This is a genomic window from Amycolatopsis melonis (assembly GCF_040064235.1).
GTDB lineage: Bacteria > Actinomycetota > Actinomycetes > Mycobacteriales > Pseudonocardiaceae > Amycolatopsis > Amycolatopsis melonis.
On sequence record NZ_JBDZYD010000002.1, the window covers coordinates 25,270 to 49,969 of the forward strand.

Annotated in this window: 24 protein-coding genes; 13 read left to right on the forward strand and 11 right to left on the reverse strand. The window is 72.6% G+C overall.

The window, feature by feature from the left end; all coding sequences use genetic code 11:
* Positions 1-4: 4 nt before the first annotated feature.
* Positions 5-580: a PadR family transcriptional regulator gene (locus ABJI51_RS04660; RefSeq protein WP_348947700.1), complete on the reverse strand. Its 576-nt coding sequence runs from the start codon at positions 578-580 to the stop codon at positions 5-7.
* Between the two features lie 53 nt (positions 581-633).
* Positions 634-1,404: a maleylpyruvate isomerase family mycothiol-dependent enzyme gene (locus tag ABJI51_RS04665; RefSeq protein WP_348947701.1), complete on the reverse strand. Its 771-nt coding sequence runs from the start codon at positions 1,402-1,404 to the stop codon at positions 634-636.
* Between the two features lie 117 nt (positions 1,405-1,521).
* Between ABJI51_RS04665 and ABJI51_RS04670 the strand changes: the two genes are divergently transcribed.
* Positions 1,522-2,679, forward strand: coding sequence for an MFS transporter (locus ABJI51_RS04670; protein WP_348947702.1), 1,158 nt, complete (start codon positions 1,522-1,524; stop codon positions 2,677-2,679).
* Positions 2,680-2,695: 16 nt separating this feature from the next.
* Here the strand turns inward: ABJI51_RS04670 and ABJI51_RS04675 are convergent, their stop codons facing one another.
* Entirely contained in the window at positions 2,696-3,232 is a 537-nt protein-coding gene (locus ABJI51_RS04675; protein ID WP_348947703.1) for a hypothetical protein, read from the reverse strand.
* A 69-nt stretch (positions 3,233-3,301) separates the two neighbouring features.
* Between ABJI51_RS04675 and ABJI51_RS04680 the strand changes: the two genes are divergently transcribed.
* Positions 3,302-4,123, forward strand: a complete 822-nt coding sequence (locus ABJI51_RS04680; RefSeq protein ID WP_348947704.1) for an MBL fold metallo-hydrolase — start codon at positions 3,302-3,304, stop codon at positions 4,121-4,123.
* Positions 4,124-4,446: 323 nt separating this feature from the next.
* Here ABJI51_RS04680 and ABJI51_RS04685 read toward each other — a convergent pair whose 3' ends face one another.
* Entirely contained in the window at positions 4,447-5,886 is a 1,440-nt protein-coding gene (locus ABJI51_RS04685) for an FAD-dependent monooxygenase (RefSeq protein ID WP_348947705.1), read from the reverse strand.
* A 210-nt stretch (positions 5,887-6,096) separates the two neighbouring features.
* Here ABJI51_RS04685 and ABJI51_RS04690 point away from each other — a divergent pair, with 210 nt between their 5' ends.
* Together ABJI51_RS04690 and ABJI51_RS04695 are read left to right on the forward strand one after the other, a co-directional pair.
* A complete protein-coding gene (locus tag ABJI51_RS04690; RefSeq protein WP_348948678.1) occupies positions 6,097-7,041 on the forward strand; it encodes an RNA polymerase sigma-70 factor in 945 nt (314 codons plus the stop codon).
* Between the two features lie 84 nt (positions 7,042-7,125).
* A complete protein-coding gene (locus ABJI51_RS04695) occupies positions 7,126-8,304 on the forward strand; it encodes an NAD(P)/FAD-dependent oxidoreductase (RefSeq protein WP_348947706.1) in 1,179 nt (392 codons plus the stop codon).
* A gap of 12 nt (positions 8,305-8,316) precedes the next feature.
* Here ABJI51_RS04695 and ABJI51_RS04700 read toward each other — a convergent pair whose 3' ends face one another.
* Positions 8,317-9,087, reverse strand: coding sequence for a helix-turn-helix domain-containing protein (locus tag ABJI51_RS04700; RefSeq protein ID WP_348947707.1), 771 nt, complete (start codon positions 9,085-9,087; stop codon positions 8,317-8,319).
* Between the two features lie 74 nt (positions 9,088-9,161).
* Between ABJI51_RS04700 and ABJI51_RS04705 the strand changes: the two genes are divergently transcribed.
* Positions 9,162-10,013 (forward strand): NAD(P)H-binding protein, encoded by an 852-nt coding sequence (locus tag ABJI51_RS04705; protein WP_348947708.1) that lies wholly within the window; start codon positions 9,162-9,164, stop codon positions 10,011-10,013.
* A gap of 1 nt (position 10,014) precedes the next feature.
* On the opposite strand, the gene ABJI51_RS04710 is transcribed toward ABJI51_RS04705, so the two are convergent.
* Positions 10,015-11,178, reverse strand: coding sequence for a C40 family peptidase (locus tag ABJI51_RS04710; protein WP_431605571.1), 1,164 nt, complete (start codon positions 11,176-11,178; stop codon positions 10,015-10,017).
* Complete coding sequence (locus ABJI51_RS04715) at positions 11,175-12,137, reverse strand: nucleoside hydrolase (protein ID WP_348947709.1); 963 nt, start codon at positions 12,135-12,137, stop codon at positions 11,175-11,177. Before ABJI51_RS04715 ends, ABJI51_RS04710 begins: the two co-directional genes overlap by 4 nt.
* A gap of 52 nt (positions 12,138-12,189) precedes the next feature.
* Here ABJI51_RS04715 and ABJI51_RS04720 point away from each other — a divergent pair, with 52 nt between their 5' ends.
* Together ABJI51_RS04720 and ABJI51_RS04725 are read left to right on the forward strand one after the other, a co-directional pair.
* The gene (locus tag ABJI51_RS04720; RefSeq protein WP_348947710.1) at positions 12,190-12,945 is read left to right on the forward strand and encodes an acyltransferase; all 756 of its coding nucleotides are present in this window, start codon (positions 12,190-12,192) and stop codon (positions 12,943-12,945) included.
* 288 nt (positions 12,946-13,233) lie between these two features.
* A complete protein-coding gene (locus tag ABJI51_RS04725; protein ID WP_348947711.1) occupies positions 13,234-14,622 on the forward strand; it encodes an alpha/beta fold hydrolase in 1,389 nt (462 codons plus the stop codon).
* Between the two features lies 1 nt (position 14,623).
* On the opposite strand, the gene ybiA is transcribed toward ABJI51_RS04725, so the two are convergent.
* Positions 14,624-15,187 carry a riboflavin biosynthesis intermediates N-glycosidase gene (gene ybiA / locus ABJI51_RS04730; protein ID WP_348947712.1) on the reverse strand — a complete coding sequence of 188 codons (564 nt, stop codon included), beginning with the start codon at positions 15,185-15,187 and terminating at the stop codon, positions 14,624-14,626.
* A 19-nt stretch (positions 15,188-15,206) separates the two neighbouring features.
* Positions 15,207-16,463: a threonine ammonia-lyase IlvA gene (ilvA, locus tag ABJI51_RS04735; RefSeq protein ID WP_348947713.1), complete on the reverse strand. Its 1,257-nt coding sequence runs from the start codon at positions 16,461-16,463 to the stop codon at positions 15,207-15,209.
* A gap of 91 nt (positions 16,464-16,554) precedes the next feature.
* On the opposite strand from ilvA, the gene ABJI51_RS04740 reads away from it, so the two are divergent.
* Together ABJI51_RS04740 and ABJI51_RS04745 are read left to right on the forward strand one after the other, a co-directional pair.
* The gene (locus ABJI51_RS04740) at positions 16,555-17,052 is read left to right on the forward strand and encodes a SigE family RNA polymerase sigma factor (protein WP_348947714.1); all 498 of its coding nucleotides are present in this window, start codon (positions 16,555-16,557) and stop codon (positions 17,050-17,052) included.
* The gene (locus ABJI51_RS04745; protein ID WP_348947715.1) at positions 17,049-18,026 is read left to right on the forward strand and encodes a hypothetical protein; all 978 of its coding nucleotides are present in this window, start codon (positions 17,049-17,051) and stop codon (positions 18,024-18,026) included. Before ABJI51_RS04740 ends, ABJI51_RS04745 begins: the two co-directional genes overlap by 4 nt.
* On the opposite strand, the gene ABJI51_RS04750 is transcribed toward ABJI51_RS04745, so the two are convergent.
* Positions 18,027-19,451, reverse strand: a complete 1,425-nt coding sequence (locus ABJI51_RS04750) for a short-chain fatty acyl-CoA regulator family protein (RefSeq protein ID WP_348947716.1) — start codon at positions 19,449-19,451, stop codon at positions 18,027-18,029.
* A 229-nt stretch (positions 19,452-19,680) separates the two neighbouring features.
* Between ABJI51_RS04750 and aceA the strand changes: the two genes are divergently transcribed.
* Complete coding sequence (gene aceA, locus ABJI51_RS04755) at positions 19,681-20,961, forward strand: isocitrate lyase (protein ID WP_348947717.1); 1,281 nt, start codon at positions 19,681-19,683, stop codon at positions 20,959-20,961.
* Positions 20,962-21,051: 90 nt separating this feature from the next.
* Positions 21,052-22,659, forward strand: coding sequence for a malate synthase A (aceB, locus tag ABJI51_RS04760; RefSeq protein ID WP_348947718.1), 1,608 nt, complete (start codon positions 21,052-21,054; stop codon positions 22,657-22,659).
* Positions 22,660-22,768: 109 nt separating this feature from the next.
* On the opposite strand, the gene ABJI51_RS04765 is transcribed toward aceB, so the two are convergent.
* Positions 22,769-23,302: a TetR/AcrR family transcriptional regulator gene (locus ABJI51_RS04765; RefSeq protein ID WP_348947719.1), complete on the reverse strand. Its 534-nt coding sequence runs from the start codon at positions 23,300-23,302 to the stop codon at positions 22,769-22,771.
* A 90-nt stretch (positions 23,303-23,392) separates the two neighbouring features.
* On the opposite strand from ABJI51_RS04765, the gene ABJI51_RS04770 reads away from it, so the two are divergent.
* Positions 23,393-23,851 carry a nuclear transport factor 2 family protein gene (locus ABJI51_RS04770; RefSeq protein WP_348947720.1) on the forward strand — a complete coding sequence of 153 codons (459 nt, stop codon included), beginning with the start codon at positions 23,393-23,395 and terminating at the stop codon, positions 23,849-23,851.
* A gap of 56 nt (positions 23,852-23,907) precedes the next feature.
* Positions 23,908-24,687 (forward strand): class I SAM-dependent methyltransferase, encoded by a 780-nt coding sequence (locus ABJI51_RS04775; protein WP_348947721.1) that lies wholly within the window; start codon positions 23,908-23,910, stop codon positions 24,685-24,687.
* Positions 24,688-24,700 lie beyond the last annotated feature (13 nt).

Here is a 24,700-nt window from a genome sequence, read left to right on the forward strand (position 1 = left end):
TCCCTCAGAACGTCTCGGGCCACGGCAGGGAGCCGGAGCGGATTTCGGCGGCCGTGCGGCGGGCCCAGTCGAGCTCGGCCTGCCAGGCGTGGCGGACGAACTCGACCTCGATCATGAACAGCCGCGGTGCGCCCTTGCCGACGGTTTCGGCCAGCGCCGAGTCCGCGCCCTCGATGCGTTCGGCGAGGTGGCGCGCGCGTTCCTCCAGTGCGTCGGCGGCGCGTTCCGGGCCGAGCGCGCCGAGGTAGCTCACCGCCGCGACGAACTTCGGGTACTCCGCGACGGGCTCGCGGACCAGCTCGTCGAGCCAGGCGACGAACTCTTGGCGGCCCAGCTCGGTGTGGGCGTAGACGGTCCGCTCCGGCCGGTTGCCCTCCCGGACCGTCTCGACGGGCTCGATCCAGCGGTGTTTCGCCAGCGCCTCCACGGTGTCGTAGAGCGAGCCAGGGTTGATCTTGAAACTCGTGTCCTTGTAGCGCTCACGCAGGGTGGACGCCATTTCGTACGGGTGCATCGGGCGTTCCAGCAGCAGGCCGAGCAGGGCCAGCGCGAGGGTGTTGCGGATTTTCCGTGACGGCACTAGTCGCTCCCTATTAGTCGGAACCGACTATACGACCACCGTCAAGGCGTCACCTAGAAGCGCGTGTTCTCCCGCCAGTGCCGGAACAGCCCCGCGTCGCCGGACACGGTGAGCCGCGGGTCGTCCTCGGCGATCCGCCCGGTCAGCGCGAGCAGCAGGTCGGCGGCGCGGCCTTCGACGACCACGTCCGCGTCGGCCGCTTCGTCGCCGATCTCGACCTCCGACGGCGTGCGCCGCACCAGCCAGTCGCGTTTCGGCTCGGTGGCGTGGAACAGGAGGGTCTCGCCGCGGCCGCGCACCGACGACCGGTCCAGCGCCGGGTGCGGCTGCCGCGAAAAGACGGCCACCAGGTCGAGGCCCTCGTCGATGCCGTCCGCGGCGAGTTCGGCGTCGACGGCGTACGGCGTGCCGGTGGCCAGGGCGGCGTCGGCGCGGTGGACGACCGTCTCGTGGGTCAGCCGCCGCGTCCAGAACCCCGCGCGGCGGTCCGGGGTCCAGGTCGACGTCGGCGTCTCGGGGCCGACCTCGGCCACCGCGGCGACCAGCCGTGCGGCGCCGTCGCGGAGCCAGCCGCCGAGGTCGGCGAACCCGGACGGCTCGTCGACCGTGACGGCCTCGAACGGCACGTACCCGGTGGGCCTGCTCGCGATGATCGCGGCCGACTTGTGGTAGGCGAGGCCGACGTGCCGGGCGAGGTCGCGCAGTGTCCACTCAGGACACGTCGGGACGCGCAGGTCCGGGTCGGCGCCGGAGATCGTCGCGGCGAACCGCTCCGCTTCATCGGTGAGGGCGGCGGCCAGCCGGTCGTGGCTCAAGGACTTCACCTGGCCACGGTAGGCGTTCCGGCGGTGGCCGTGGGGTCAGGATCGGCTGCCCCGAAGGTCACCTCGCGGGACCTGGACGCCCGCCGCGCGCTGCCGGAAGATCCGTAGGGTGGCGGGATGGCGGGGGAACTGAAGCGGGCCCGCATCGGGGTTTCCGTGGTGTTCGCGGTGTGCGGCGCGGCGTTCGCGACCTGGCTGGCCCGGGTGCCCGCGGTGCAGGAGCAGCTGGGGCTGACCACGGGGCAGCTGGCGACCGGGCTGTTCGGCCTCGCCTTCGGCTCGGTGGTGGCGCTGCTGGGCGCGGGCGCGCTGCTGACCCGGATCGGCAGCCGCGCGGCCGTGGTGCTGGGCGCGGTCGTGCTGTGTGCGGGGCTGCCGCTGGTCGCGTTCGCGGGGTCCGCGCCGGTGTTCGTCGCCGCGCTGGTGGTGCTCGGCGTGGGCAACAGCCTGCTCGACGTCGCGATGAACGCCCACGCGGCCCGCGTCGAAGCCGGCTACGGGCGCCCGATCTTCGCCGGCTTCCACGCGTTCTGGAACATCGGCGGCCTCGCGGGTTCGGGCGTGGACGCGCTGATGGAGGCGCTGCGCGTCCCGGTGGCCGTGCACTTCCCGACCGCCGGCGCGGTGCTGCTCGCGCTCGCGCTGTGGGCCGCGCGCACGCGGTTGCTCACCGGCGCCGACCGCGGCCAGGGCGAAGTGGCTTTCGCGTGGCCGAGCCGGGCCCTGATCCCGCTGGGCGTGATCGCGTTCTGCGGATTCGTCGCCGAGGGCGCGGTCAACAGCTGGAGCGCGGTGTACCTCGCCGACGTCACCGGCGCGACGCCCGCGCTCGCCTCCCTGGGCTACTTCGCCTTCTCCGGCACGATGATCGCCGTCCGCCTGGTCGCCGACCGAGTGGTGGCGCGGACGGGTCCGGTGCGCTTCGCCCGCGTGGCGACGACGGTCGCGGTCCTGGGGTTCGCCGTCGTCCTCGCCGCGCCCTGGCCGCTCGCCGGGGTCCTCGGCTTCGCGGTCGTCGGGCTCGGTGTGGCCGGGATCGTCCCCATCGCGTGGAGCGTCGCGAGCCGGAAGCAGGCGGACGCACCGGGCCGCGCGGTCGCCGCCGTCGCGGCCTGCGGCTACCTCGGGTTCCTGGTCGAACCCGTGCTGGTCGGGGCACTGGCCACGCACGTCGGCCTGCACTGGGCGCTGTCGTCGGCGGTCGTGGTGACGGCCGGGATCTTCGCCCTCGCGCCGTCGCTGCGGGTCCGCGAGACCGCCGCGGCCCGCGGCTGACCCGGGCGCGCGGCGGTCAGCCGTCGAGGGCGGTGCCCTGGATGTCGGCGCGGCACGCCTCCAGGAACCGTTCGCCGGCGTCGCTCAGCCCGGTCAGCACCCGGTCGAGGCTTTCCCGCCGCACCGCCTGCTGCCCGCCGTCCAGCTCGGCGAAGACGTCGTTGACGCCGTTGCGGGCGGCCTTCCACAGCTCCTTGCCGCGCCGGCGCGGTTCCTCGGTGCCGAACAACGCGACCTGGTTGTGCGCCTTGCGCAGCTCGCTGCGCCGCTCACGCCACCGCGCCTCGATCTCGTCCCGGTGCTCCGGCAGCTTGACGAATTCCGAGCGCACCAGCTGGAACGCTTCCTCGCTCGCCGCCGACAGGGCCGCGTACGCCTTGACCCGTTCGTCGCGCAGCCAGCCGGCGTGGTCGGCCGCCCGCTTCCGCGCCTCGGCGCGCTCGGTCGCCTTCAGCTTGCGGGACTCCACGAACGTGTTGGTGAGCAAGGTGAGCACGACACCGCCGAGCGTGGCGCCCACGGTGATCAGCTGGGTGGTCGTCCCCGAGTCCATGGCGCGATTGTCCCAGTGGCTCCCGCGCCGCCTTGACCTCCACCATACTGGAGCTTCGAGACTGGCGGCATGACGATCTGGATCTGCGGCACCTGCGGGGTCGAGCACCCCGACACCGACCAGCCGCCGGCGGGCGAGTGCGCGATCTGCGCCGACGACCGCCAGTGGGTGCCCGCCACCGGCCAGGTGTGGACCACCTTGGCCAAGCTCGCCGCCGACGGCCACGAAATCGTGCACGAGGAGCTGGAACCGGGGCTGCACCGGTTCAACCGCGAACCGGAGTTCGCGATCGGCCAGTGGACGCACCTGGTCCGCACCCCCGGCGGCAACCTGCTGTGGGATCCGCCGAACCACCTCGACCCGGCGCTGGCCGCGAAGATCGAGGACCTCGGCGGGGCCGCGGTGATCGCGGCCAGCCACCCGCACATGTACGGCTCACAGGTGAGCTGGAGCCACCGGCTCGGGCGCGTCCCGGTGCTCGTCCACGCCGCGGACCGGCGCTGGGTCCGGCGCGAGGACCCGGTGATCCGCGAGTGGTCCGGCACCGAGCGCGTCCTGCCCGGGGTGACGCTCGTCGAGGCGGGCGGCCACTTCCCCGGCGCCGCGGTGGCGCACGTGGCGAACGGCACCGGCGGCACGCTGCTGACCGGCGACACGATCGTCCCGGTGGCCGCCGACGGATGGGTGACGTTCATGCGCAGCTACCCCAACAAGATCCCGCTGTCGGCGGGACTGGTGCAGCGGATCGTGGACCGCCTGGAGCCGTACGAGTTCGACCACCTCTACAGCCTGCTCGGCGGCAAGGTCCTCGGGGACGCCAAGGCTGCGGTGCGCCGGTCCGCCGAGCGCTACGTCGCCTGGGTCAGCGGGGCCAACGACCACCTCGGCTGAGGCCTGCTCCCCCGGCGCGGCGGCCGCCGCGCCGGGGGTGAACCGCTGCGCAGGCAACCTGCGCGTGGCGGGCCTGGATTCGACCACCGGGCACTTCGGTGTGCCGGCCGGACGGCGTGACGCGGGCCTGATCCGCCACCCTGGACACCTGCGGCGAGCAGCCGTGCCGTTCTTCGCGACCGCGGGCGCCGACGGCGGCGAACACGAGGAAGTGCTCGCCGCCCGCGCGCACGACGTGAACCCGGCGCGCCTGCCGAGCACCGAGCACAGGGGGCTGCCAGGCGGCGCTCGACCCCGCGTTGTCCCCGAACCGACCACGCCCCTCACCCGGCGCGCCTGCCGAACCAGCGGGCGAGGTGGTCGTCCAGGTCCCGCTGGTCGTCGCCGATCCAGGCGACGTGGCCGTCCGGCCGCAGCAGGAGAGCCGGGACAGCCACGTCCGCCGTGGAATCCGCGAGGTGGTCGACCCGGTCCGCCCAGCCGTCGGTGGTGAGGCCGCCGGTGCGGTCCAGCAGCAGGCCACGGCCTCGGCGCAGCAGGTCGTAGAGGCGGCCGTCCCGGACGTCGATGTCACGCAGGTGGCGGCCCGCCAAGTCGTGGTCTTCGCCGAAGTCGTAGCGGATGTCGAGCCCGGTGATCTTCTCGATCAGCCGCCGGTTCACCTCCTCGATGTCCATCAGCTCGGTGAGCAGCCTCCGCAGGGCCTGCGGGCCCGGTTCGGGTGAGAACAGCGTCAGCTGCGCCCGCGTGTTGTCCAGCACGGCTTCGGCGACCGGACGGCGTTCGGCCTCGTAGGTGTCCAGCAGGCCGTCCGGTGCCCAGCCCCGGACCTCGGCGGCCAGCTTCCAGCCGAGGTTGACCGCGTCCTGCACACCCAGGTTCAGTCCCTGACCGCCGATCGGCGGGTGGATGTGCGCCGCGTCGCCGGCCAGCAGCACCCGCCCCACGCGGTACCGCTCGGCCAGCCGGGTCGCGTCCCCGAAACGGGACAGCCAGCGCGGCGAGTGCGCGCCGAAGTCGGTCCCCGCGAGGGCCCGCAGCCGGTGCCGGAAATCGTCGAGGGTGGGCTGCCCCGTGCCGGCCTCGGCGGCCGGGATCACGACGCGGTAGACGTCTTCGCCGAAGGGCCGCAGATCGAACTGCAGGTGGGTCCGGCGGACCTCGGCCGCCTTGGCGGCGATCTCGTCCCGCGGCGCGCTCAGCGCCAGCTCGCCCATCAGCGTCGCGGTCCGCGACGGCTCGCCGGGAAAGCCGACGCCGAGCCGTTTGCGCACCGTGCTGCGGGCGCCGTCGCAGCCGACGAGGTAGCGCGCACGCAGCCGTTCGCCGTCGGCCAGCTCGACGGTCACCCCGTCGTCGTCCTGCTCGAAACCGGCGACCGCGGACCCGTGCCGGACGTGCGCGCCCAGCCCGGTCGCGTGCTCTTCGAGCAGGCGGACGACGACCGGCTGCGGGATGCCGAGCAGGTAGGCGTGCGCGGAGTCCAGGCCGGGCGGCGCGGGCTTGGCGATGGCGGCGAAGAACCCGCCGGCCGGCCGCTTCCGGCCGTGGCCGAGCAGCCGGTCCAGCAGGCCGCGCATGGCCATCAGTTCGAGGCTGCGGGCGTGCAGGCCGACGATGCGGACGGCCGACGCGGGCTCGGTGTCCTTCTCCAGGACGAGAACCCGCACGTCGTGCAGCCGCAGTTCGGCGGCCAGCATCGCGCCGGACGGGCCGTCGCCGGCGATGATCACGTCGGTCTGGAGGGGTGCGTGGGTGTTCATCGGTGGTGCCTTTCGGGAGTGCCTGGTGGTCGAGGCGCTCCCGGCGGCACCTACGTCAGCCGCCGGCCGTGACGGGATCGGGGAGCACCCACGTCGATACAGCGTTCATGGGTCTCACCTCCTCAACCGGTGTCACGGACGATCGCAAGCTACAAGCCCGGGCCACCGGCCGTCCACTGCATTAGGGGTGCGGATGGTTGACTGGTGACCATGCTGGTGGGAACGGACGAGGTGGCGGTCTTCGAGGCGGCACGGGCACGGCTGGAAGCGATTGCCTACCGCCTGCTGGGGTCGGCGAGCGATGCCGAGGACGCCGTGCAGGACACGTTCCTGCGCTGGCAGTCCGCCGACCGGGACCTCGTCGAGACACCCGAGGCGTGGCTGACGAAAGTGCTCACCAACCTCTGCCTCAACCGCCTCACCTCGGCGCGCGCCCGGCGCGAGACGTACGTGGGCCAGTGGCTGCCCGAGCCGGTCCTGGCCGGCGACCGGATGCTCGGCCCGGCCGACACCGCCGAGCAGCGGGAATCGGTCTCGATCGCGATGCTCACGCTGATGGAGCGCCTCTCGCCCAAGGAACGCGCCGTGTACGTGCTGCGCGAGGCGTTCGGGTACGCGCACGCCGAGATCGCCGGGATGCTCGACCTCACCGAGGCGAACTGCCAGCAGCTCCACCGGCGCGCCAAGCAGCACCTGGCCGCCGACCGGCGCCGGGTGACCGTCGACGCGGCCGCGGCCCGCAAGATCGTCGAGGAGTTCCTCGCCGCGGCCCTCAGCGGCCGGACCGACTCGCTCGTGCGGCTGCTGACCGACGACGTGGTCAGCGCCGGCGACGGCGGCGGCGTGGTCTTCTCGCTGCCACAGCCGATCACCGGTGCCCTGCGCGTGGCGAGGTTCCTGCGCGGCCTGTTCCGGCCGACCGAAGCCAAGTGGGACATGATCGGCGGCCGCCCCGACCTGTACGCCACGGTCGCCAACGGCCTGCCCGCACTGGTGCTGGTGGTCGACGGCCGGATCGCCGCGATCTTCGCCCTCGACGTGACCACCGACGGCATCGCGGCCGTCCACGCCCAGGCGAACCCCGGCAAGCTCGACCGCGCGACGCGGCAGTGGGCCACGTCGGCGCCGGGGGAGCCGCTCACCGGCGGCTGGTGACGCAGGTCACAGCTCGTCGTTGTCAGGTTTCGCGCCGCTGTCCGGTTCAGGGAGCACACACCGACCGGACAAGGAGTGAGACCCATGAAGCACCGCATCGTCGTCCTCGGAGCCGGCTACGCGGGAGCCAACGCCGCCGGGCGCCTGGCCAAGCGGCTGCACCCGGCCGACACCGAGATCACCCTCGTCAACGCCGAGCCGGAGTTCGTCGAGCGCGTCCGCCTGCACCAGCTCGCGACCGGCCAGGACCTCAAGCCCCGCGCGCTGGCCGACGTCTTCGCCGGCACGGGCGTGCGGCTGCGGATCGCGCGGGTCACCGCCGTCGACGCCGACCGCCGGATCGTCGAGGTCGACGGCACCGGCGGCCCGGACCGGATCGGCTACGACACGCTCGTCTACGCCCTCGGCAGCGCCGCCGCCGACTGCGGCGTCCCCGGCGTCGCCGAGTACGCGCACAACCTCGCCGGCAAGCAGTCCGCGCTGCGGCTGCGGGCCCGGCTGGCCGATCTCCCCGCGGGCGGGACCGTGCTCGTCGCCGGTGGCGGCCTCACCGGCATCGAAGCCGTCACCGAGATCGCCGAGGCCCGTCCGGACCTCGACGTCGCCCTCGCCACCCGCGGCGGACTCGGCGGCTGGCTGAGCGAGAAGGCCCGTACCCACCTGCGCGGGACGTTCGACCGGCTCGGCATCACCGTGCACGAGCACACCGACATCGCGAGCGTCGAGCCTGCCCGCGCGATCACCACCGCCGGCCAGGCGATCCCGGCCGAGATCACCGTCTGGACGGCGGGCTTCGCCGTCCACCCGATCGCCGCGGCGACGACCCTGGAGGTGTCCGGGACGGGCCAGATCGTCGTCGACGACACCATGCGCTCGGTCTCGCACGCCGACGTCTACGCCGTCGGCGACGCCGCGTTCGCCCAGGGCGCGAACGGCACGCCGCTGCGGATGTCGTGCGCGTCGGGCGTGCCCTCGGCGTACCTGGCGGCCGACGCCATCGCCGCCCGCCTGACCGGGCGCCCGGTCCCGCCGAACAAGATCGGCTACACCGCCCAGTGCGTCAGCCTCGGCCGCCGCGACGCCGTCGTGCAGTGGGTGACCCCGGACGACCAGCCGAAGCCGTCCGCGCTCACCGGCCGGACGGCCGCCCGCCTGAAGGAATTCATCTGCAAGTCGGCGGCGTGGAGCATCTCGCACCCGACGTCGATGGCACCGGCCCGGCGCCGTCACGTGGTCCAGGCCGAAGCGGCCGTCACGGTGTGACGCCCGGGTGGCTCAGCACGGGACAGTGGGCAGCTGCCCCGCGGCGAAGGCGGTCGGGGTCACCTGCATGACCTCGCGGAACTGGGCGGTCATGTGGGACTGGTCGTAGTAGCCGGCGTCGTGGGCGAGACGTGCCCAGGGGTCGTGACGCAGCCGGGGCAGGACGGTCCGGATCCGGGCGAGCCGGGCGAACTGCTTCGGCGGGACGCCGACGGTGGCGGTGAAGACGTTGCGCAGGTGCCGTTCGCTGATGCCCAGGCGCCGGGCCACGGCACCGACCCGGGGCTGGGGGTGGCCGTTTTCCGGCGACAGCTCGATCGCCGCCCGGCGGACGAGGTTCGCTGTCGTGACGTCCCGGGTCCGCGCGCCGCGGACCCGGGCCGACAGGGCCGCTCCGAGGTCGCCGACGGCGGTCATCGGCCGGGCTGCCTGCCCGCCGAGCCGGTCGGCGAGCCGGACACCGGGCTTTCCCCACAGCCCGCCGAGGGGCACGACCTGATCGGTGAGCGCGTCGACGGGCGAGCCGAGGAGCGCGCGGGCGGCGCCGGGGGCGAGCCGGAACCGCACGCACGCCGGGACGTCCTTGCCGTCGTAGTAGGCGGCGCGGGTGCGCGGGCCCACGACGAACAGGGCGCCGGAGCCGTCGGCGAGGGTCCGCCACACGAGCGTGGTGGCCGTGTCGGGTAGGTGGACCAGCGGGGTGGAGCGGTAGGCCGCGAGGTCGATGCGGTCCACCCAGCCCAGCAGGGCGCCGGGGACCGGCAGTCGCCGGCTCGCGTTCATGACGTCAGGCTAGCCGCCGAGGCCGTGCCGGAATTTCCTAGCCGCCCCGGTGCGGCGTTGCCAGGCTTGCCGCCATGATCCTGGTTACCGGTGCCACCGGCACTGTCGGTCGTGAAGTCCTCCGGCTCCTGGCCGGGCGTGGCGTGCCGCTGCGGGCGATGACCCGCGACGTCGCCCGCCTGCCGTCGCACGAAGCGAAGGTGGAGGTGGTGCGAGCCGACTTCGAGGCTCCCGAGACGCTGCGTGCCGCGGTGGACGGCGTGGACGCGGTCTTCCTGCTCACCGCGCCGGGGTCCTGGGTGCCCGGGCACGACCTGGCGATGATCGACGCCGCCCGCGCCGCCGGGGTGCGCAAAGTGGTCAAACTGTCGGCCGTCGGCGGCGGCAGCGGCCCGGCGGGCTGGCACGCGCCAGGAGAAGAAGCCCTGGCGGCCGGTGGGCTGGCCTGGACGGCGCTGCGGCCGTCCTCGTTCGCGTCCAACACGCTGCGCTGGGCGGCCGCGATCCGGGCAGGCGAGCCGGTGCCGAACCTGACCGGGACGGGCACGCAGGGCGTGGTCGACCCCCGCGACGTGGCCGAGGTGGCGGTGGCGGCCCTGCTCGGCGCCGAACACGACGGGACGGTCCTCACGCTCACCGGGCCCGGCCTGGTCAGCGTTCCCGACCAGGCCGCCCAGCTGTCCGAGATCCTCGGCCTGCCGATCAGCACCGTCGACGTCCCGCTGGAGACGGCGCGCGAGCAGCTGCTCGCCGCCGGGCTGGATCCCTCCGTGGCCGACGTCGCCGTCCAGGGATCCCGGCTGGTCCGTGAGGGCGGCAACGCCGTCGTGACCGGCGACGTCCAGCGCGTCCTCGGCAGGCCGCCGCGGTCCTTCCGCACCTGGGCCCTGGATCACCGTGGCGCGTTTCTCGACACGCGGGCCTAGGTCAGGCCGTCGGACGGCCCGCGCCCGCGTAGTCGTCGCCCGGCCTGCGGTAGGTGTGGACCTGGACCGCCTGGCCGGTCTGCGGCGCGTCGATCATCTGCTGGTTGCCGATGTACAGCCCGACGTGGTGGATTTTCGTCGACGGCTCGCCGTAGAAGATCAGGTCGCCCAGCTGCGGCTCGGTCACGTGCGGCACGCTCCGGAACTGCGTGTCGGCCGTGCGCATCAGCTTGATCCCGGCGCTCGCGTACGCGGCCGTCGTCAGGCCCGAGCAGTCGAAGCCCGGGTCGTTGCCGCCGGTGCCGTTGCCGCCCCAGATGTAGGGGAGGCCGATCTTGTCGATCGCGAAGTTGACCGCGCTCAGCACCGCCGGGTTCGGCGCCGCCGTGCCCTGGCCGACCGTGCCGTAGACGTTCACCGTCGCCAGCGTGCGGTGCAGGAACAGCGGCGCCGGCTGCAGCGTGCTGACCGAATCCCACCAGACCTGGCCCTGGGACAGGTCGTGGCCGTCGGCGCACAGCGCACGCCCGGTGGTCAGGGCCGCGTCGTCGATGTTCTGGATGTCGGGCTTCCCGCCCGCGTAGCTGGCCTGGTACCTGCTCCAGATCGACGGCGCCAGCTGCATCGGCCCGGCGGCGTTCGCCGTCGAGACGACCTTGTTGTAGAAGTCGCGCACCTCGATCGTGCCGAGCGGCTTGTCCAGCACGCCGGTGGTGCCGAACTGCCCGCCCCGCGCCCGGCCGTGGTCCGTGGTCACTTTTCCGACCGCGGCCAGCGTGACCCACGACAGGCGGCAGCCCGGGACGTCCTTCGCCAGCTTCGTCGTCGCCTTCGCGTAGCCGACCATCGCCCGCAGCGGGATGTCGAGCCACTGGCTGGTCTTGGACGCCCACGCGTCGAACTCGCTGGCCTCCGGCACCTTCGGCGGCGTGGGCGGGTGCGGGGTCGTCGTCGGTGCCGTGCGCGTCGGCGACGACGGTGCGGGCGTGGCTGCTGGCGTGACGGTCGCGGCGGCGTTCGTCGTCTCCTGCTGCTTCGGCGCGAGCAGGACACCGGCGACCAGCGCGGCCGCGACGACGACCACGGCGACCACCACGACGGCGGCCTTGCGCCTGCGGGGTGCTGCGGTGGTCTCCTCCGGGACGACCTCGGGCTCCTCGCTCACCGGGCGGCCCCGGTCAGCCGGTCGAGGACGAAGCCGCGCAGGCCGTCGAGGTCGGTGTCCATCGCGACCTCGATCGGGCGCCCCGGCGTGAACTGCGGATCGTCCTCGCCTAGCCGCCGCCGGTCGACCAGTGTCTGGCCGCGGGCCGGGCCGAGGCCGCAGTCGACGTCGACGCGGTAGGTCTCGCTGCGCAGGATGCCCGGCGAGATCGCCTCGGCGACCGCGACGGCGTCGTGCATGACCATCCGGTCCTCGCCGAACACGCGCGTGTAGTGCTGCCGGTAGGTCGAGGTGAGGCCTTCGAGGGTGGCGCCGACCGGCCCGGACGCTGCGAGCTTCGCCAGCCACTCGCCGTCGACCGCGCAGCGGTGCGTGAGGTCCAGCGGCACCAGCACCACCGGGACGTCCTCCTCGACCAGCACCCGCCGGGCCGCTTCGGGGTCGCTCCAGATGTTGAACTCGGCGGCGGTCGTGCTGTTGCCGAAGGTCACCCCGCCGCCCATGATCACCAGCCGCGCGATCTTCGCGGCCGCGCCCGGGTGCGCGGCGAGCAGCGCGGCGATGTTCGTCAGCGGCCCGATCGGCGCGATGGTCACCGGTTCGTCGGCCGCTTCCAGCAGGTCCAGCATGAGGCGGACGGCGTCGCGCTCGTCGAGGGGACGGCTCGGCTCGGGCAGGGTGTAGGAGTGGCCCGACAGGCCGTCGCCGCCGTGGACCTCCTTCGCGTCCCGCGGCTTCGAGTACACCAGCGGCCGCGCCGCCCCGGCGGCCACCGGGACGTCGGCGCGGCCGAACAGCTCCAGCAGCCGCTGCGCGTTCGCCGTGGTGCGCTCCAGCGGGACGTTGCCGAAAACCGACGTCACGCCCAGCAGGTCGACGTCCGGGGACAGGGCCGCCAGCGCGATGGCCAGTGCGTCGTCGACGCCCGGGTCGGTGTCGATGATCAGCTTCGTGCCCATCCGCGCTCCCTCGCCTGTGAACCCGTCCCGCACACAGGTTACGGTCACGGGCATGACGTCGATGTGGGGTGCGCCCGCGCTGTCGCGGGTGCGGGCCTGGCGCCGGGCGCGGCGCGACCCGCGGCAGGCGAAGTTCCTGACCGCCGACTCGCTGCGCTGGGTGCTGCGCAACCGTGCGTACACGCCCTGGTACCTGGTCCGCTACTACCGGCTGCTCAAGTTCCGGCTCGCCAACCCGCACATCATCCTGCGGGGAATGGTCTTCCTCGGCAAGGACGTCGAGATCCACTGCCGCCCCGGCTACGGCAGGCTGGAGATCGGCCGCTGGGTCCACATCGGCGACGGCAACGCCATCCGCTGCCACGAGGGCTCGCTGCGGATCGGCGACAAGTCGGTGTTCGGCCGCCAGAACGTGATCAACTGCTACCTCGACATCGAGCTCGGCGCGGCCACGCTGGTCGCCGACTGGGTGTACATCTGTGACTTCGACCATGTCATCGCGGACATCCACGTCCCGATCAAGGACCAGGGCATCGTGAAGTCCCCGGTCCGCATCGGCCCCGACACGTGGCTCGGCACCAAGGTCAGCGTCCTGAAGGGCACCCGCATCGGCCGCGGCTGCGTACTGGGCGCCCACGCGGTCGTCCGCGGCGACATCCCGGACTACTCGATCGCGGTCGGCGCCCCGGCCCGGGTGGTCCGCAACCGCGAGGACGACTACGCGGCCGACGCCGCACGCCGCGAGGCCATCGCCGACATGGCCCGCAAGGCGGACAAGGCGCTGCAGAAGACACTGGGCGAGCTGTAGCGCACGCACGCGGCCGACGGCTGCTGACCTGGGCTGGTCGGGAAACGGCCACGCGGGGTCCGGCGGCCGGTTGTGGTCGCCGATCGGCCACGCGGGGTCCGGTCGTCGGCCGTGGTCGGGAAACGGCCACGTGGGGTCCGGCGGCCGGTTGTGGTCGGCAACCGGCCACGCGGGGTCCGGTCGTCGGCCGTGGTCGGCAATCGACCACGCCCGCGTCCCGGCCGTTCGGCGGTGATCATCGGCTGATCGGCCGATCCCGCCCCACCCGCGCCCCGGCAGCCTGAGCGCATGCCCCTCACCCGGTTCGCCGTCCCGCTGCTCACGGCCGCGGCGCTGCTGCCCGTCCTTCCCGCCGTCCCTGCGGTCGCCGCCCCGGCGGGCATCTCCTGGCGTCCCTGCTCCGCCGTCGCGAAGGGCTGGGATCCCGCCGACCGCCGCACCGAATGCGCGCTGGTCGGCGTCCCCCTCGACTACGCCGATCCCGGTGGTCCGAAAATCGACATCGCCGTCAGCCGGATCCGGGCGACGGGGAAGCGGACCGGGGCCGTCCTGCTGAACCCGGGCGGCCCCGGCCAGTCCGGCCTCGACATGCCCCGCGAGATCGCCGGCAGCCACGCGGCAGGCATCGGCGTCCACCACGACCTCGTCGGCTTCGACCCCCGCGGCGTCGGCTACAGCGCCGACCTGCCGTGCCCCGCCGGCTTCCCCGAACCGGACCCCGGCCTCCTCGACAAGGAGAAGGTCCGCGAAGCCGCGGAGCGGGCCGCCGAGGCGAACCGCCGGTGTGTCGCCGCCCATCCCGCCTTCGTCCGGAATCTGACCACGCCCACCATCGCCCGCGACCTCGACCGCATCCGCGTCGCCCTCGGCGAGGACAAGATCGGCTACTACGGCGTCTCGTGGGGCACCGCCCTCGGCGCGCAGTACCGGTCGCTGTTCGACGACCACGTCGGCAGGATGCTGCTCGACTCCGTCATGCTGCCGGACCTCGACCTCACCGCCATGGACGACGGCCAGGCGACCGCGGGGGAGAACACCTTCCACGACTTCGCGTCGTGGATCGCCCGCTACGACGCCGTCTACCATTTCGGGACCACGGAGCCCGTCGTCGCGAAAGCCCTGCTCGACCTGCGGGAGAAGTACGGCGCGACCGTCGGCGGGATGCTCGCCAACCCGCGTCGCGACTGGGCGGACCTGGCGAAGCAGCTCGCGGCCATCCGGGACGGCGCCGGCAACCGGAGCCTCGGCTGGGACGGCGAGCCGCACGCGTTCAACCACTTCCAGCAGACCGCCCTGCTCTGCAACGAGTCGCCGAGCCCGCGGGACTTCGAGACGGTCTGGCAGCACCGCCTCGACCGGATGCGGCACCTGCCGGTCGCCGGCGGCTACGGCTTCTACGAACAGCTGTGCGTCGGCTGGCCGCTGCCCGCGCGACCGTGGGCGTTCGGTCCGGGGAAGAGCCCGTTGCAGCTCGTCGGCCACGCCTTCGAGCCGGTCACCCCCATCGGCTGGGCGCTGGCAATGCGGCAGCGGATCGGCGGCGCGCTGCTGACCGTCGAGGACGACGTCCACGGCTCGCTGTCGTCGCTGCCCTGCGCCCGCGCCGCCGTCACTTTTTTCGACATGGGCCGGACGACGTCGGCGTCGTGCGCGGGCGCGCCGGTCCCGGCGCCGTGAGTCAGACGCGTGCCCGCAGCTGGTCGCGGACCTCCATCAGCGCGAAGCCGAGGAGGTTGAGGCCGCGCCAGTAGTCCGGCTTGGTCGCGTTCTTCTCCTCGCGGGCGAGGCCGCTGCCCCAGACGAGGTCCTTCTTGGACGCCTCGACGAGCACGGTCTCGCCGGTGCCGAGCAGGAACCGGCGCAGGTCGCGGTGTTGCCGGAACTTGGCGAGGTTGCCGTCGACGGCGAGGTCGAACCGGTGCCGTTCCCACACCTCGGCGTCGAACCCGGCGACCTCGCGGCCGAGGATCTTCGCCGTCTTCGGGTCGGGCGCCGACCGGATCAGCGCAGCCTTCTCGTGGTCGCCGAACAGCTCGGCCTTGCCTGCCATCAGGTAGTGCTCGGCGGTCGGGTAGCGGACGCCGTCGGCCTCGAACGGGTCGAGCCACCACTGGCTCAGGCAGCTCGCGGTCACCCGCCCGGACTTCGACGGCGTGTGCCCGTAGAACAGCAGGTACTCGGGCTCCGCACCCTCGTGGACTTTTTCGCGCAACGCCTCGACACTGCGGACACCTTCGGTCATCCGCCCAGTGGACCACGCCTCAGAGCAGGAAGTGGTACAGGGGGGTGCCCGGTTCGATCCGCTCGACCTGCAGCGGGCTCGCGGCCATCCGGGCCAGCAGTCCCGGCAGGTCGGACGGCCGGGCGATCTCGATGCCGACCAGTGCCGGGCCCATCTCGCGGTTGGTGCGCTTGACGTACTCGAAGCGGGTGATGTCGTCCTCAGGGCCGAGCACCTGCTCCAGGAACCGCCGCAGCGCGCCGGGCTCCTGCGGGAACCCGACGAGGAAGTAGTGCTTCAGTCCTTCGTGCATCAGCGAGCGTTCGAGGATCTCGCTGTAGCGGCTGACGTCGTTGTTGCCGCCGGAGACCAGGACGACGACCGTCTGCCCGGGCTCGACCGCGACGACCGTGCCGAGCGCCGCCGCGGCGAGGGCGCCCGCGGGTTCGGCGATGATGCCGTCGGACTGGTACATCGCCAGCATCTCGGTGCACACCGCGCCCTCGGCGACCGCGGTCAGCTCGGCGCCGCTGTCGCGGATCAGCGGGTAGGTGACCGCGCCTGCCTCGCGGACCGCGGCGCCGTCGACGAACGAGTCCAGCTCGGGCAGCCGCACCGGGTGGCCCGCGGTCAGCGCCGCGGCCATGCAGGCCGCGCCCGCCGGCTCGACGCCGACGATGCGGACCTCCGGGTGCCGTTCGCGCAGCCAGCTGCCGACCCCGGCGAGCAGCCCGCCGCCGCCGACCGGGACGACCACGACGTCCGGGACGAAGCCGAGCTGCTCGACGACCTCCAGCGCGACCGTGCCCTGGCCGGCGACCGTGCGGACGTCGTCGAAGGCGGGCACCAGCGTCGCGCCCGTGCGCTGGGCGTCCTCGTTGGCCGCGGCGAAGGCGTCTTCGTACGTTTCGCCGACGACGATGACCTCGATGTGCGCGCCGCCGAGCGTCGCGATGCGCTCGCGCTTCTGCCGCGGTGTCGTGCCCGGGACGTACACGCGGCCGTTCGCCCCGAGGCGGCGGCACGCGTACGCGACGCCCTGGGCGTGGTTGCCGGCGCTGGCGCAGACGACCCCGCGGGCACGCACGTCCTCGCCGAGCTGGACGATGAAGTTGTAGGCGCCGCGGATCTTGTACGACCGGACCGTCTGGAGGTCTTCGCGTTTCACCCAGACCTGGGCGTCCACCCGGGACGACAGCCGCGCGCTCGGTTCCAGCGGCGTGCGGGTCACCACCCCGGCCAGGCGCTCGGCGGCCTTTTCGATCGTCGCCGCGGTCACCGTGTCGATGTCGTGCACCCCGATGAATCTACGACTCGCGCGGCCCGGGCAACCTGCCGGGCCTCCGTGCCCATCAAAGGAGTGTCGAACACAAGATGAGGGGGCGCCGATGGACGACGGGTTCACGGACTTCGTGACCGTGCGGTCGGCTTGGCTGCGCAAGATCGCGTACCTGCTGTGCGGTGACTGGCACCGGGCCGACGACCTGGTCCAGTCGGCCATCACGCGCCTGTACACGAACTGGCACCGCGCCGGGCGCGCGGACAATGTGGACGGTTACGCGCGGCGGACGCTGGTCAACACGTTCCTGGCCGAGCAGCGGACGTCCTGGTGGCGCCGGGTGGACCTGCAGGGCGCCGACCACGATCCGCCCGGTCCGGCTGCGGACGTCGAACTGGCGCTCGACCTGCGCGCCGCCCTGGAACGGCTGCCGGCGCGCCAGCGCGCCACCGTCGTCCTGCGCTACTTCTGCGACCTGCCGGTCGCCGAGACCGCGCGGGCGCTGGGCTGTTCCGAGGGCACCGTCAAGAGCCAGACCGCGAAGGCCGTGGAGACGCTGCGTGAGCTGCTTCGCGAGCCGATCCGCATCCCGGAGGGACGAGCATGACCGACCACGAACTGAGCACGATGCTGAGGGACCTGGCGGACTCGCCCGCGCCGCCGCCCGCGATCGACGTCGAGCGGGCCCGCCGTCGCGGGGGACGACGGCGCCGCCTGCGGAGCGCCGCGGTGGTCGTGGGCTGCGCCGCGGTCGTCGCGGCGGGCGGGGTGACGGCGGTGTCGGTGAGCCGGGAGGACGTGAAGCCCGCGCTCGCGCCCGTGGCGGTGGCGCCGCAGCCGCCGGCGGCGGTGCCGGTCGACAACCCGCTGGTGGCGAAGGCGAGCTTCGGCTGGCTGCCGGAGCAGATCAAGGGCGTCGAATACGGTGCCGGCGGGCACGGCGACTACGCGCTGGCCATCGGCCGAGGGCAGCTGGCGCCGATGATCTGGCTCTCGGTCTCCGACCGCGAGCCGCCGACCCCGCGCGACCTGGGCGGGACGCCGAAGCAGATCCCGCAGAAGGTCGGCAACCGCGACGGCTACTGGCTCACGACCGACGCGAACGACCCGCTCAACCACGGCGACGTGTACCTGCGCTGGTCCACCGGCGACGGTCGCTGGGTCCAGCTGCACGCCTACTACCTCGCCGTTCCCGACCTGCAGCAGGTGCTGACGCGCGTGGCGGGCGAAGTGACGGTCGCCACCAAGGCCGTGCCGCTGCCGCTGCACGTGACGAGCCTGCCGCCGTCGTTCCACCCGGCCGAGGCTTCCCTGTGGCGCCGCCCGGACACCGACGGCGTCCCGTGGCGGGCGGTCCTGCAGTACTCGTCGAACGGCGCGCTGGCGACGATCACGGTCTCGCTGCCGGGCGGCCAGGCCGACGGTCTCGGTGAGCCGAAGTGCGTGACGAAGAACGGGCTGCAGGCCTGCGTCGCGATCGACCAGCCTGCCGCCGCGGGCATCACGTCGCAGGAACTGCTGAGCCGGATCACGCTGCTCGGCCCGGACGAGGCGAAGTGGACCCCGCACGTCATCGGGTGATCAGGCCTTCGGCACCGCCGGGTACGGCACGAAGGTGCTGGTGTTCTCGTCCACGGTGAGCTGCTTGCCGATGGTCGGGAAGGCGCGCTGCGGGCACGCCGGGCGTTCGCAGACCTTGCAGCCCATGCCGATCGGTGTTGCCGCGGCGGGCTCGTCGAGGTCGAGGCCGGTCGAGTAGACCAGCCGCCCGGCGTGCCGCAGCTCGCAGCCGAGGCCGACGGTGAACGTCTTGCCGGGGCTGCCGTAGCCGCCGATGTTGCGCGACACGGTGCGCGCGATCCAGAAGTAGCTCTTGCCGTCGGGCAGCGTCGCGATCTGGGTGAGGATCTTGCCCGGCTGGGTGAACGCCTCGTAGATGTTCCACAGTGGACACGCGCCGCCGACGCGGGAGAAGTGGAACCCGGCCGCGGACTGCCGTTTCGACATGTTCCCGGCCCGGTCCACCCGCACGAACGAGAACGGGATGCCGCGCTGCTTGGGCCGCTGCAGCGTGGACAGCCGGTGGCAGACCGTCTCGAAGCCGACGCCGTAGTGGTCGCACAGCCGCTCGATGTCGTAGCGGAACCGCTCGGCCGCGGCGAGGAACGGGCCGTAGGGCAGGATCAGCGCCCCGGCGAAGTAGTTCGCCAGTCCGACGCGGGCGAGCGAGCGGGCGGCCGGGCCGGAGAACGCCCACGAGTCGGCCAGCTCGGTGATCAGGTCGTCGTACTCCAGCAGCGCGATCTGCGAAGCCATCCGGAACGCCTGCTGCCCGACCCGCAGGCTCGGCGCCAGCCGCAGCACCCGCGTCACCGGCTCGTAGCGGTGCTGCTCACCGGCGGCTTCGTCGATGCCTTCGCTGGTCACCTCGACGCCGTAGCGCTGCGAAAGCCGTTCCTTCAGCGCGCCCAGCACCTGCCCGCGCAGCAGCGGGATGTCCGCGGCCATCTTCTCGGCGCGTTCGTCCAGCTCGGCGACGTAGTTCTCGCGCTCGTAGAAGAAGTCGCGGACCTCTTCGTGCGGCAGCGGCGCGGCGGCGCTGCCGTGCAGGCCAAGGCCGTTTTCCGTGGTCAGCGCGGCGGTGCTCTCGACGGCGCTGCGGTAGCTGCGGTGCAGCTTGACCAGCGCCTGCGCGATGGCGGGCAGGTTGGTGGCCAGCTCGTTGAGCTCGCCGGTGGTGACCTCGATGCCGAGGACCTCGTCGAGCAGCGCTTCCTTGACGTCGGCGACCAGCCGCGACGTGTCGTTGTTGGCGAAGAACTCGGTGTCGACGCCGAACGCCTGCGTGATGCGCAGCAGCACCGGGACGGTCAGCGGGCGCGAGTTGTGCTCGATCTGGTTGAGGTAACTGGGTGAGATCTCCAGCACACGGGCCAGGTCGGCCTGGCTCATCGAGCGGCTTTCGCGGAGGTGCCGCAGCCGCGCGCCGGCGAAAGTCTTCTCCATTCGTGCCCTCCTTTCCGGAAGGTTTCCGGTCCTGACCGGTTACGTGAACGGTCAAGTACGCGGATTTTCGATCAGTTGCGAACCGGGCGATTCGCAACCTTTGCAAAGAGCGTACGGACCCTTCGCACAAATTGGCAAATTGGACAGCTGGACCTCGTTTTCGCTGGCGTGTCAGGGTCTTGGCAAGCAAGGCGAGCAATCGCAAACTTCGCAACACCGGGAGAGTCCGATGACGGAACAGGCCAAGCAGGCGGCCGCGGAGCTGGCCGCGCAGTGGGCGAACGACCCCCGCTGGGCGGGCGTGCAGCGCTCCTACTCGGCCGAAGACGTGATCAAGCTGCGCGGCAGCGTCGTCGAGGAGCACACCCTGGCCCGCCGCGGCGCGGAGAAGCTGTGGAACCTGCTGCACACCGAGGACTACATCCACGCACTCGGCGCGCTGACCGGCAACCAGGCCGTCCAGCAGGTCCGCGCGGGCCTGCAGGCGATCTACCTGTCCGGCTGGCAGGTCGCGGCCGACGCCAACCTGTCGGGCCAGACCTACCCGGACCAGAGCCTCTACCCGGCCAACTCGGTGCCCGCCGTGGTCCGCCGCATCAACAACGCGCTGGGCCGCGCCGACCAGATCAGCTGGGCCGAGGGCAACACCGACATCGACTGGTACGCCCCGATCGTCGCCGACGCCGAGGCGGGCTTCGGTGGCCCGCTCAACGCGTTCGAGCTGATGAAGGGCATGATCGCCGCGGGCGCCGCGGGCGTGCACTGGGAGGACCAGCTCGCGTCCGAGAAGAAGTGCGGCCACCTCGGCGGCAAGGTGCTCATCCCGACCAAGCAGCACGAGCGCACGCTGAACGCCGCGCGGCTGGCGGCGGACGTGCTGAACGTGCCGACCCTGGTCGTCGCCCGCACCGACGCCCAGGCCGCGACCCTGCTGACCAGCGACGTCGACGAGCGCGACCAGAAGTTCCTCACCGGCGGCCGCACCGCCGAGGGCTTCTACGAGGTCCGCAACGGCATCGAGCCCTGCATCGAGCGCGGCCTGGCCTACGCCCAGTACGCCGACCTGCTCTGGATGGAGACCTCCGAGCCGGACCTCGAGGTGGCGCGCAAGTACGCCGAGGCGATCAAGGCGAAGTTCCCGGACCAGATGCTGGCCTACAACTGCTCGCCGTCGTTCAACTGGAAGAAGCACCTGGACGACGCGACGATCGCGAAGTTCCAGCGCGAGCTGGGCCACATGGGCTACAAGTTCCAGTTCATCACCCTCGCCGGCTTCCACGCGCTGAACTACTCGATGTTCGACCTGGCACACGGCTACGCCCGCGAGGGCATGACCGCCTACGTCGACCTGCAGGAGCGCGAGTTCGCTTCGGAGAGCCGCGGCTACACCGCCACCAAGCACCAGCGCGAGGTCGGCACCGGCTACTTCGACCAGGTCGCGACGGCGCTGAACCCGGAGAGCTCGACCACCGCGCTCAAGGGTTCCACCGAAGAAGCCCAGTTCCACTGATCCCGGCCGCGGCCCGGCGGCGGCTCCCCCTCCCGCCGCCGGGCCGCGTCCCTCCCTTTCTCTTCCTGCCCAAAGCTCGCGGAGGCACCCATGGCTGATCGGCTGAACTACCGCATCGAGGTCACCGGCCCGGTCGAGGGCCGGTTCGCGGAGATCCTGACTCCGGCGGCCCTCGACTTCCTGGCCAAGCTGGACAACACGTTCGCCGGTCGACGGCGCGAGCTGCTCGACGCCCGCCGCCGCCGTCGCGAGGAACTGCAGTCCGGGGAGAAGCCGCTCGGCTTCCTGCCCGAGACGCGCGCGATCCGCGAGGACGAGTCGTGGCACGTGGCCCCGACGGCGCCGGGCCTGGAGGACCGCCGCGTCGAGATCACCGGCCCGACCGACCGCAAGATGACGGTCAACGCGCTCAACTCCGGCGCCAAGGTGTGGCTGGCGGACTTCGAGGACGCGACGTCGCCGACGTGGCACAACGTCATCGACGGCCAGCTCAACCTCTACGACGCCATCCGCCGCAACATCGACTTCACGACGGAAGCCGGCAAGCGCTACACGATCGGCGACGAGCCCGCGACGATCGTCGCGCGGCCCCGCGGCTGGCACCTGGTGGAGAAGCACATCCGCATCGACGGCCGCCCGGTGTCGGCGAGCCTGGTCGACTTCGGCCTGTACTTCTTCCACAACGCCCGCCAGCTGCTCGCCCGCGGCGTCGGCCCGTACTTCTACCTGCCGAAGCTGGAAAACCACCTCGAAGCGCGGCTGTGGAACGACGTCTTCCTGCTGGCGCAGCGCGAGCTGGGCATCCCGCGCGGCACGATCCGCGCGACGGTCCTGATCGAGACGATCACCGCCGCGTTCGAGATGGACGAGATCCTCTACGAGCTGCGCGAGCACGCGGCGGGCCTGAACGCGGGCCGCTGGGACTACATCTTCAGCCTCATCAAGAACTTCGCCGCGCACGGCGCCGACTACGTGCTGCCGGACCGCGCGCAGGTGACGATGACCGTGCCGTTCATGCGGGCCTACACCGAGCTGCTGGTGCGCACCTGCCACAAGCGCGGCGCGCACGCCATCGGCGGCATGGCCGCGTTCATCCCGAGCAGGGACCCCGAGGTCAACGCGACCGCCATCGAGAAGGTCCGCGCCGACAAGGAACGCGAGGCCGGCGACGGCTTCGACGGCTCGTGGGTCGCCCACCCCGGCCTGGTCCCGGTCTGCCGCGAGGTCTTCGACGGCGTCCTCGGCGGCTGGCCCCACCAGCTGGGCAAGCTCCGCGAAGACGTCCACGTCACCGCCGAGGACCTGCTGGACGTGGCCAGCGCGGGCGGCGAGGTCACCGAGGCGGGCGTGCGCGCGAACATCAACGTCGCGCTGCGCTACGTCGACGCGTGGCTGCGCGGCACCGGCGCGGCGGCGATCCACAACCTGATGGAGGACGCCGCCACCGCCGAGATCGCCCGCTGCCAGGTCTGGCAGTGGATCCGCAACGGCACGAAGCTCGAGGACGGCACCGCGCTGACCCGCGAGCTGGCGGTGCAGTTCCTGGACGAGGAACTGGCCGCGGTGCGCGCCGACCTCGGGGAGGGCAACCGCCTCGACGACGCCCGCGAGATCTTCACCGAAACCGCGCTGGGCGAGAAGCTCCCGAGCTTCCTCACCACGGGTGCCTACGCGCGGTACCTCACGGACGCCCGGTAGCAGGGGCCCCGGCTGCCTCTACCTGACGAGGGGCAGCCGGATCCACACTGGTTGGGATGGTGTGGTCCGGACCGGTCCGGTGGCGGCGGCTCCCCGCCCCCGGACCGGTTCATTTTTGTGCGTCCAGAAGCACCTTCGCGGCTTCGCGGGCCGTCTTCGCTTCGCCGGGGTCGCCGGTGATCGCGGCGAGCACGGTCGCGCCCTCCACGAGCGAGAACAGCTGGTCCGCGACGCCCTGGTCCGGCACGAGACCACGCAGATACGCCCGGACCTCGTCCTTGTGCTTGCGGATCGCGGCGGCGATCCCCGGCGCGGGCTCGCCGAACTCGCCGAAGGAGTTGACGAACGCGCACCCGCGGAAGCCGGGCTCGGCGAACCAGCCCGCCAGCCAGTCGAACACGGCGAGCGGGTCGCCGCCGCGGGCGTGGACGAATTCCCGCAACGACGCGCGCCAGCGTTCGTCCCGGCGCAGCAGGTACGCCTCGACGAGGTCGGTCTTCGCCGGGAAGCACTGGTAGAGCCGCTTGAGCGAGACGCCCGACCGCTCGCGGACGGCGTCCATCCCCACCGCCTGCACGCCGTGCGCGTAGAAAAGCTCCTCGGCGGCCTCCAGCAGCCGATGGGTCGCCTCCGTGGAATCCATGTCACCTGCCCCTGGCGCTGAGAATGATCGTTCTCTAGTCTAGCGGGACCTGTGGAGAACGCGCGTTCTCCGCGTTCGGAAGGAGCTGCCATGACCCCGCGCCCGCCGTTCCCGCCCTTCGACGAAGACACCGCCCGCCAGAAGGTCCAGGCCGCCGAAGACGCGTGGAACACCCGCGACCCCGAGCGGGTCGCGCTCGCCTACACGGAGGACTCGGTCTGGCGCAATCGCGACCAGTACGTCGTCGGGCGCGCGCAGATCGTCGAGTTCCTCACCGCGAAGTGGGCGCGCGAACTGGACTACGCGCTGCGCAAGGAACTATGGGGCTTCCGCGGCAACCGCATCGGCGTCCGGTTCCAGTACGAATCCCGGACCGCCGGCGGCCAGTGGTTTCGCAGCTACGGCAACGAGCTGTGGGAGTTCAGCGACGACGGCCTGATGCGACGGCGCGAAGCGAGCATCAACGACGTCCCGATCGCCGAGTCCGGCCGCCGCATCTTCGGTCCGCGCCCGCAGTCCGAGCACGGCGTGCTGCTGCCGGTGTTCTGAGTCCGCCCTCGGCGGAACCGCCGCCGCCCGCCCCGCGCCGTGGGCACGCTGGGGACATGACGGCACCGGCGTTCGGCGGCGAAGTGAGCGAGTACTACCAGCGGTTCCGCCGCGGCTACCCACCCGAAGTGGCCGACGTGCTGACGTCGGCGTTCGAGCTGGCCCGCGACGACGTCGTCCTCGACCTCGGCTGCGGCACCGGCCAGCTCACCCGGGTCCTCGCGCCCCGTGCCGGGGCGGTCCTCGGCATGGACCCGGAACCGGCGATGCTCGGCCAGGCCCGCCGGGCGACCGCGGCGCCGAACGTCAGCTGGCTGCTCGGCGCGGATTCCGACGTCGGCGCGCTGACCCCGCTGCTCGGCGCGGGACGTCTCGCCGCGGTGACGGTCGCCCAGGCGTTGCACTGGATGGACCACGAGCGCCTGTTCGCGGCGGTGCGCCTGCTGCTGCGGCCCGGCGGCGGGGTCGCGGTGGTGACCAATGGCGAACCACTGTGGCTGCAGGACGCCGCGTGGTCGGTGGCACTGCGCGAGGTCCTGGAGGACTACCTCGGCACCCCGGTGCGCTCGGCGTGCGGCACGGACGAGGCGAGCCGGCAGCGGTACGCCGCCGCCCTCGCCGCCGCCGGGTACACCGTCGATGCCCACGTCGTCGGCTACTCGGCGCCGCTGAGTGCCGAGGAAATCGCCGGTGGCGTTTTTTCGGCAATGAGCCCGGACCGGCTGCCCGCCCCCGAGGCGAGGCCGGCGTTCACCGAGCGCATCCGCGAGGCGGTGGCGCCCTTCCTGCCGATCCGGGAGCGGGTCCGGGTGCGGCTGCTGACCGGAATCCGGTGAACCGGACGGAAGG

Coding starts and splice junctions, on each gene's coding strand:
- ABJI51_RS04715 (WP_348947709.1), bottom strand. CDS start 12,137: ATGGGCACGAAGCTGATCATCGACACCGACCCGGGCGTCGACGACGCA.
- ABJI51_RS04695 (WP_348947706.1), top strand. CDS start 7,126: ATGAAGCACCGCATCGTCGTCCTCGGAGCCGGCTACGCGGGAGCCAAC.
- ybiA (WP_348947712.1), bottom strand. CDS start 15,187: ATGACCGAAGGTGTCCGCAGTGTCGAGGCGTTGCGCGAAAAAGTCCAC.
- ABJI51_RS04720 (WP_348947710.1), top strand. CDS start 12,190: ATGACGTCGATGTGGGGTGCGCCCGCGCTGTCGCGGGTGCGGGCCTGG.
- ABJI51_RS04690 (WP_348948678.1), top strand. CDS start 6,097: ATGCTGGTGGGAACGGACGAGGTGGCGGTCTTCGAGGCGGCACGGGCA.
- ABJI51_RS04685 (WP_348947705.1), bottom strand. CDS start 5,886: ATGAACACCCACGCACCCCTCCAGACCGACGTGATCATCGCCGGCGAC.
- ABJI51_RS04745 (WP_348947715.1), top strand. CDS start 17,049: ATGACCGACCACGAACTGAGCACGATGCTGAGGGACCTGGCGGACTCG.
- ABJI51_RS04775 (WP_348947721.1), top strand. CDS start 23,908: ATGACGGCACCGGCGTTCGGCGGCGAAGTGAGCGAGTACTACCAGCGG.
- ABJI51_RS04725 (WP_348947711.1), top strand. CDS start 13,234: ATGCCCCTCACCCGGTTCGCCGTCCCGCTGCTCACGGCCGCGGCGCTG.
- ABJI51_RS04675 (WP_348947703.1), bottom strand. CDS start 3,232: ATGGACTCGGGGACGACCACCCAGCTGATCACCGTGGGCGCCACGCTC.
- ABJI51_RS04670 (WP_348947702.1), top strand. CDS start 1,522: ATGGCGGGGGAACTGAAGCGGGCCCGCATCGGGGTTTCCGTGGTGTTC.
- ABJI51_RS04705 (WP_348947708.1), top strand. CDS start 9,162: ATGATCCTGGTTACCGGTGCCACCGGCACTGTCGGTCGTGAAGTCCTC.
- ABJI51_RS04680 (WP_348947704.1), top strand. CDS start 3,302: ATGACGATCTGGATCTGCGGCACCTGCGGGGTCGAGCACCCCGACACC.
- ABJI51_RS04750 (WP_348947716.1), bottom strand. CDS start 19,451: ATGGAGAAGACTTTCGCCGGCGCGCGGCTGCGGCACCTCCGCGAAAGC.
- ABJI51_RS04770 (WP_348947720.1), top strand. CDS start 23,393: ATGACCCCGCGCCCGCCGTTCCCGCCCTTCGACGAAGACACCGCCCGC.
- aceA (WP_348947717.1), top strand. CDS start 19,681: ATGACGGAACAGGCCAAGCAGGCGGCCGCGGAGCTGGCCGCGCAGTGG.
- ABJI51_RS04765 (WP_348947719.1), bottom strand. CDS start 23,302: ATGGATTCCACGGAGGCGACCCATCGGCTGCTGGAGGCCGCCGAGGAG.
- aceB (WP_348947718.1), top strand. CDS start 21,052: ATGGCTGATCGGCTGAACTACCGCATCGAGGTCACCGGCCCGGTCGAG.
- ABJI51_RS04740 (WP_348947714.1), top strand. CDS start 16,555: ATGGACGACGGGTTCACGGACTTCGTGACCGTGCGGTCGGCTTGGCTG.
- ABJI51_RS04700 (WP_348947707.1), bottom strand. CDS start 9,087: ATGAACGCGAGCCGGCGACTGCCGGTCCCCGGCGCCCTGCTGGGCTGG.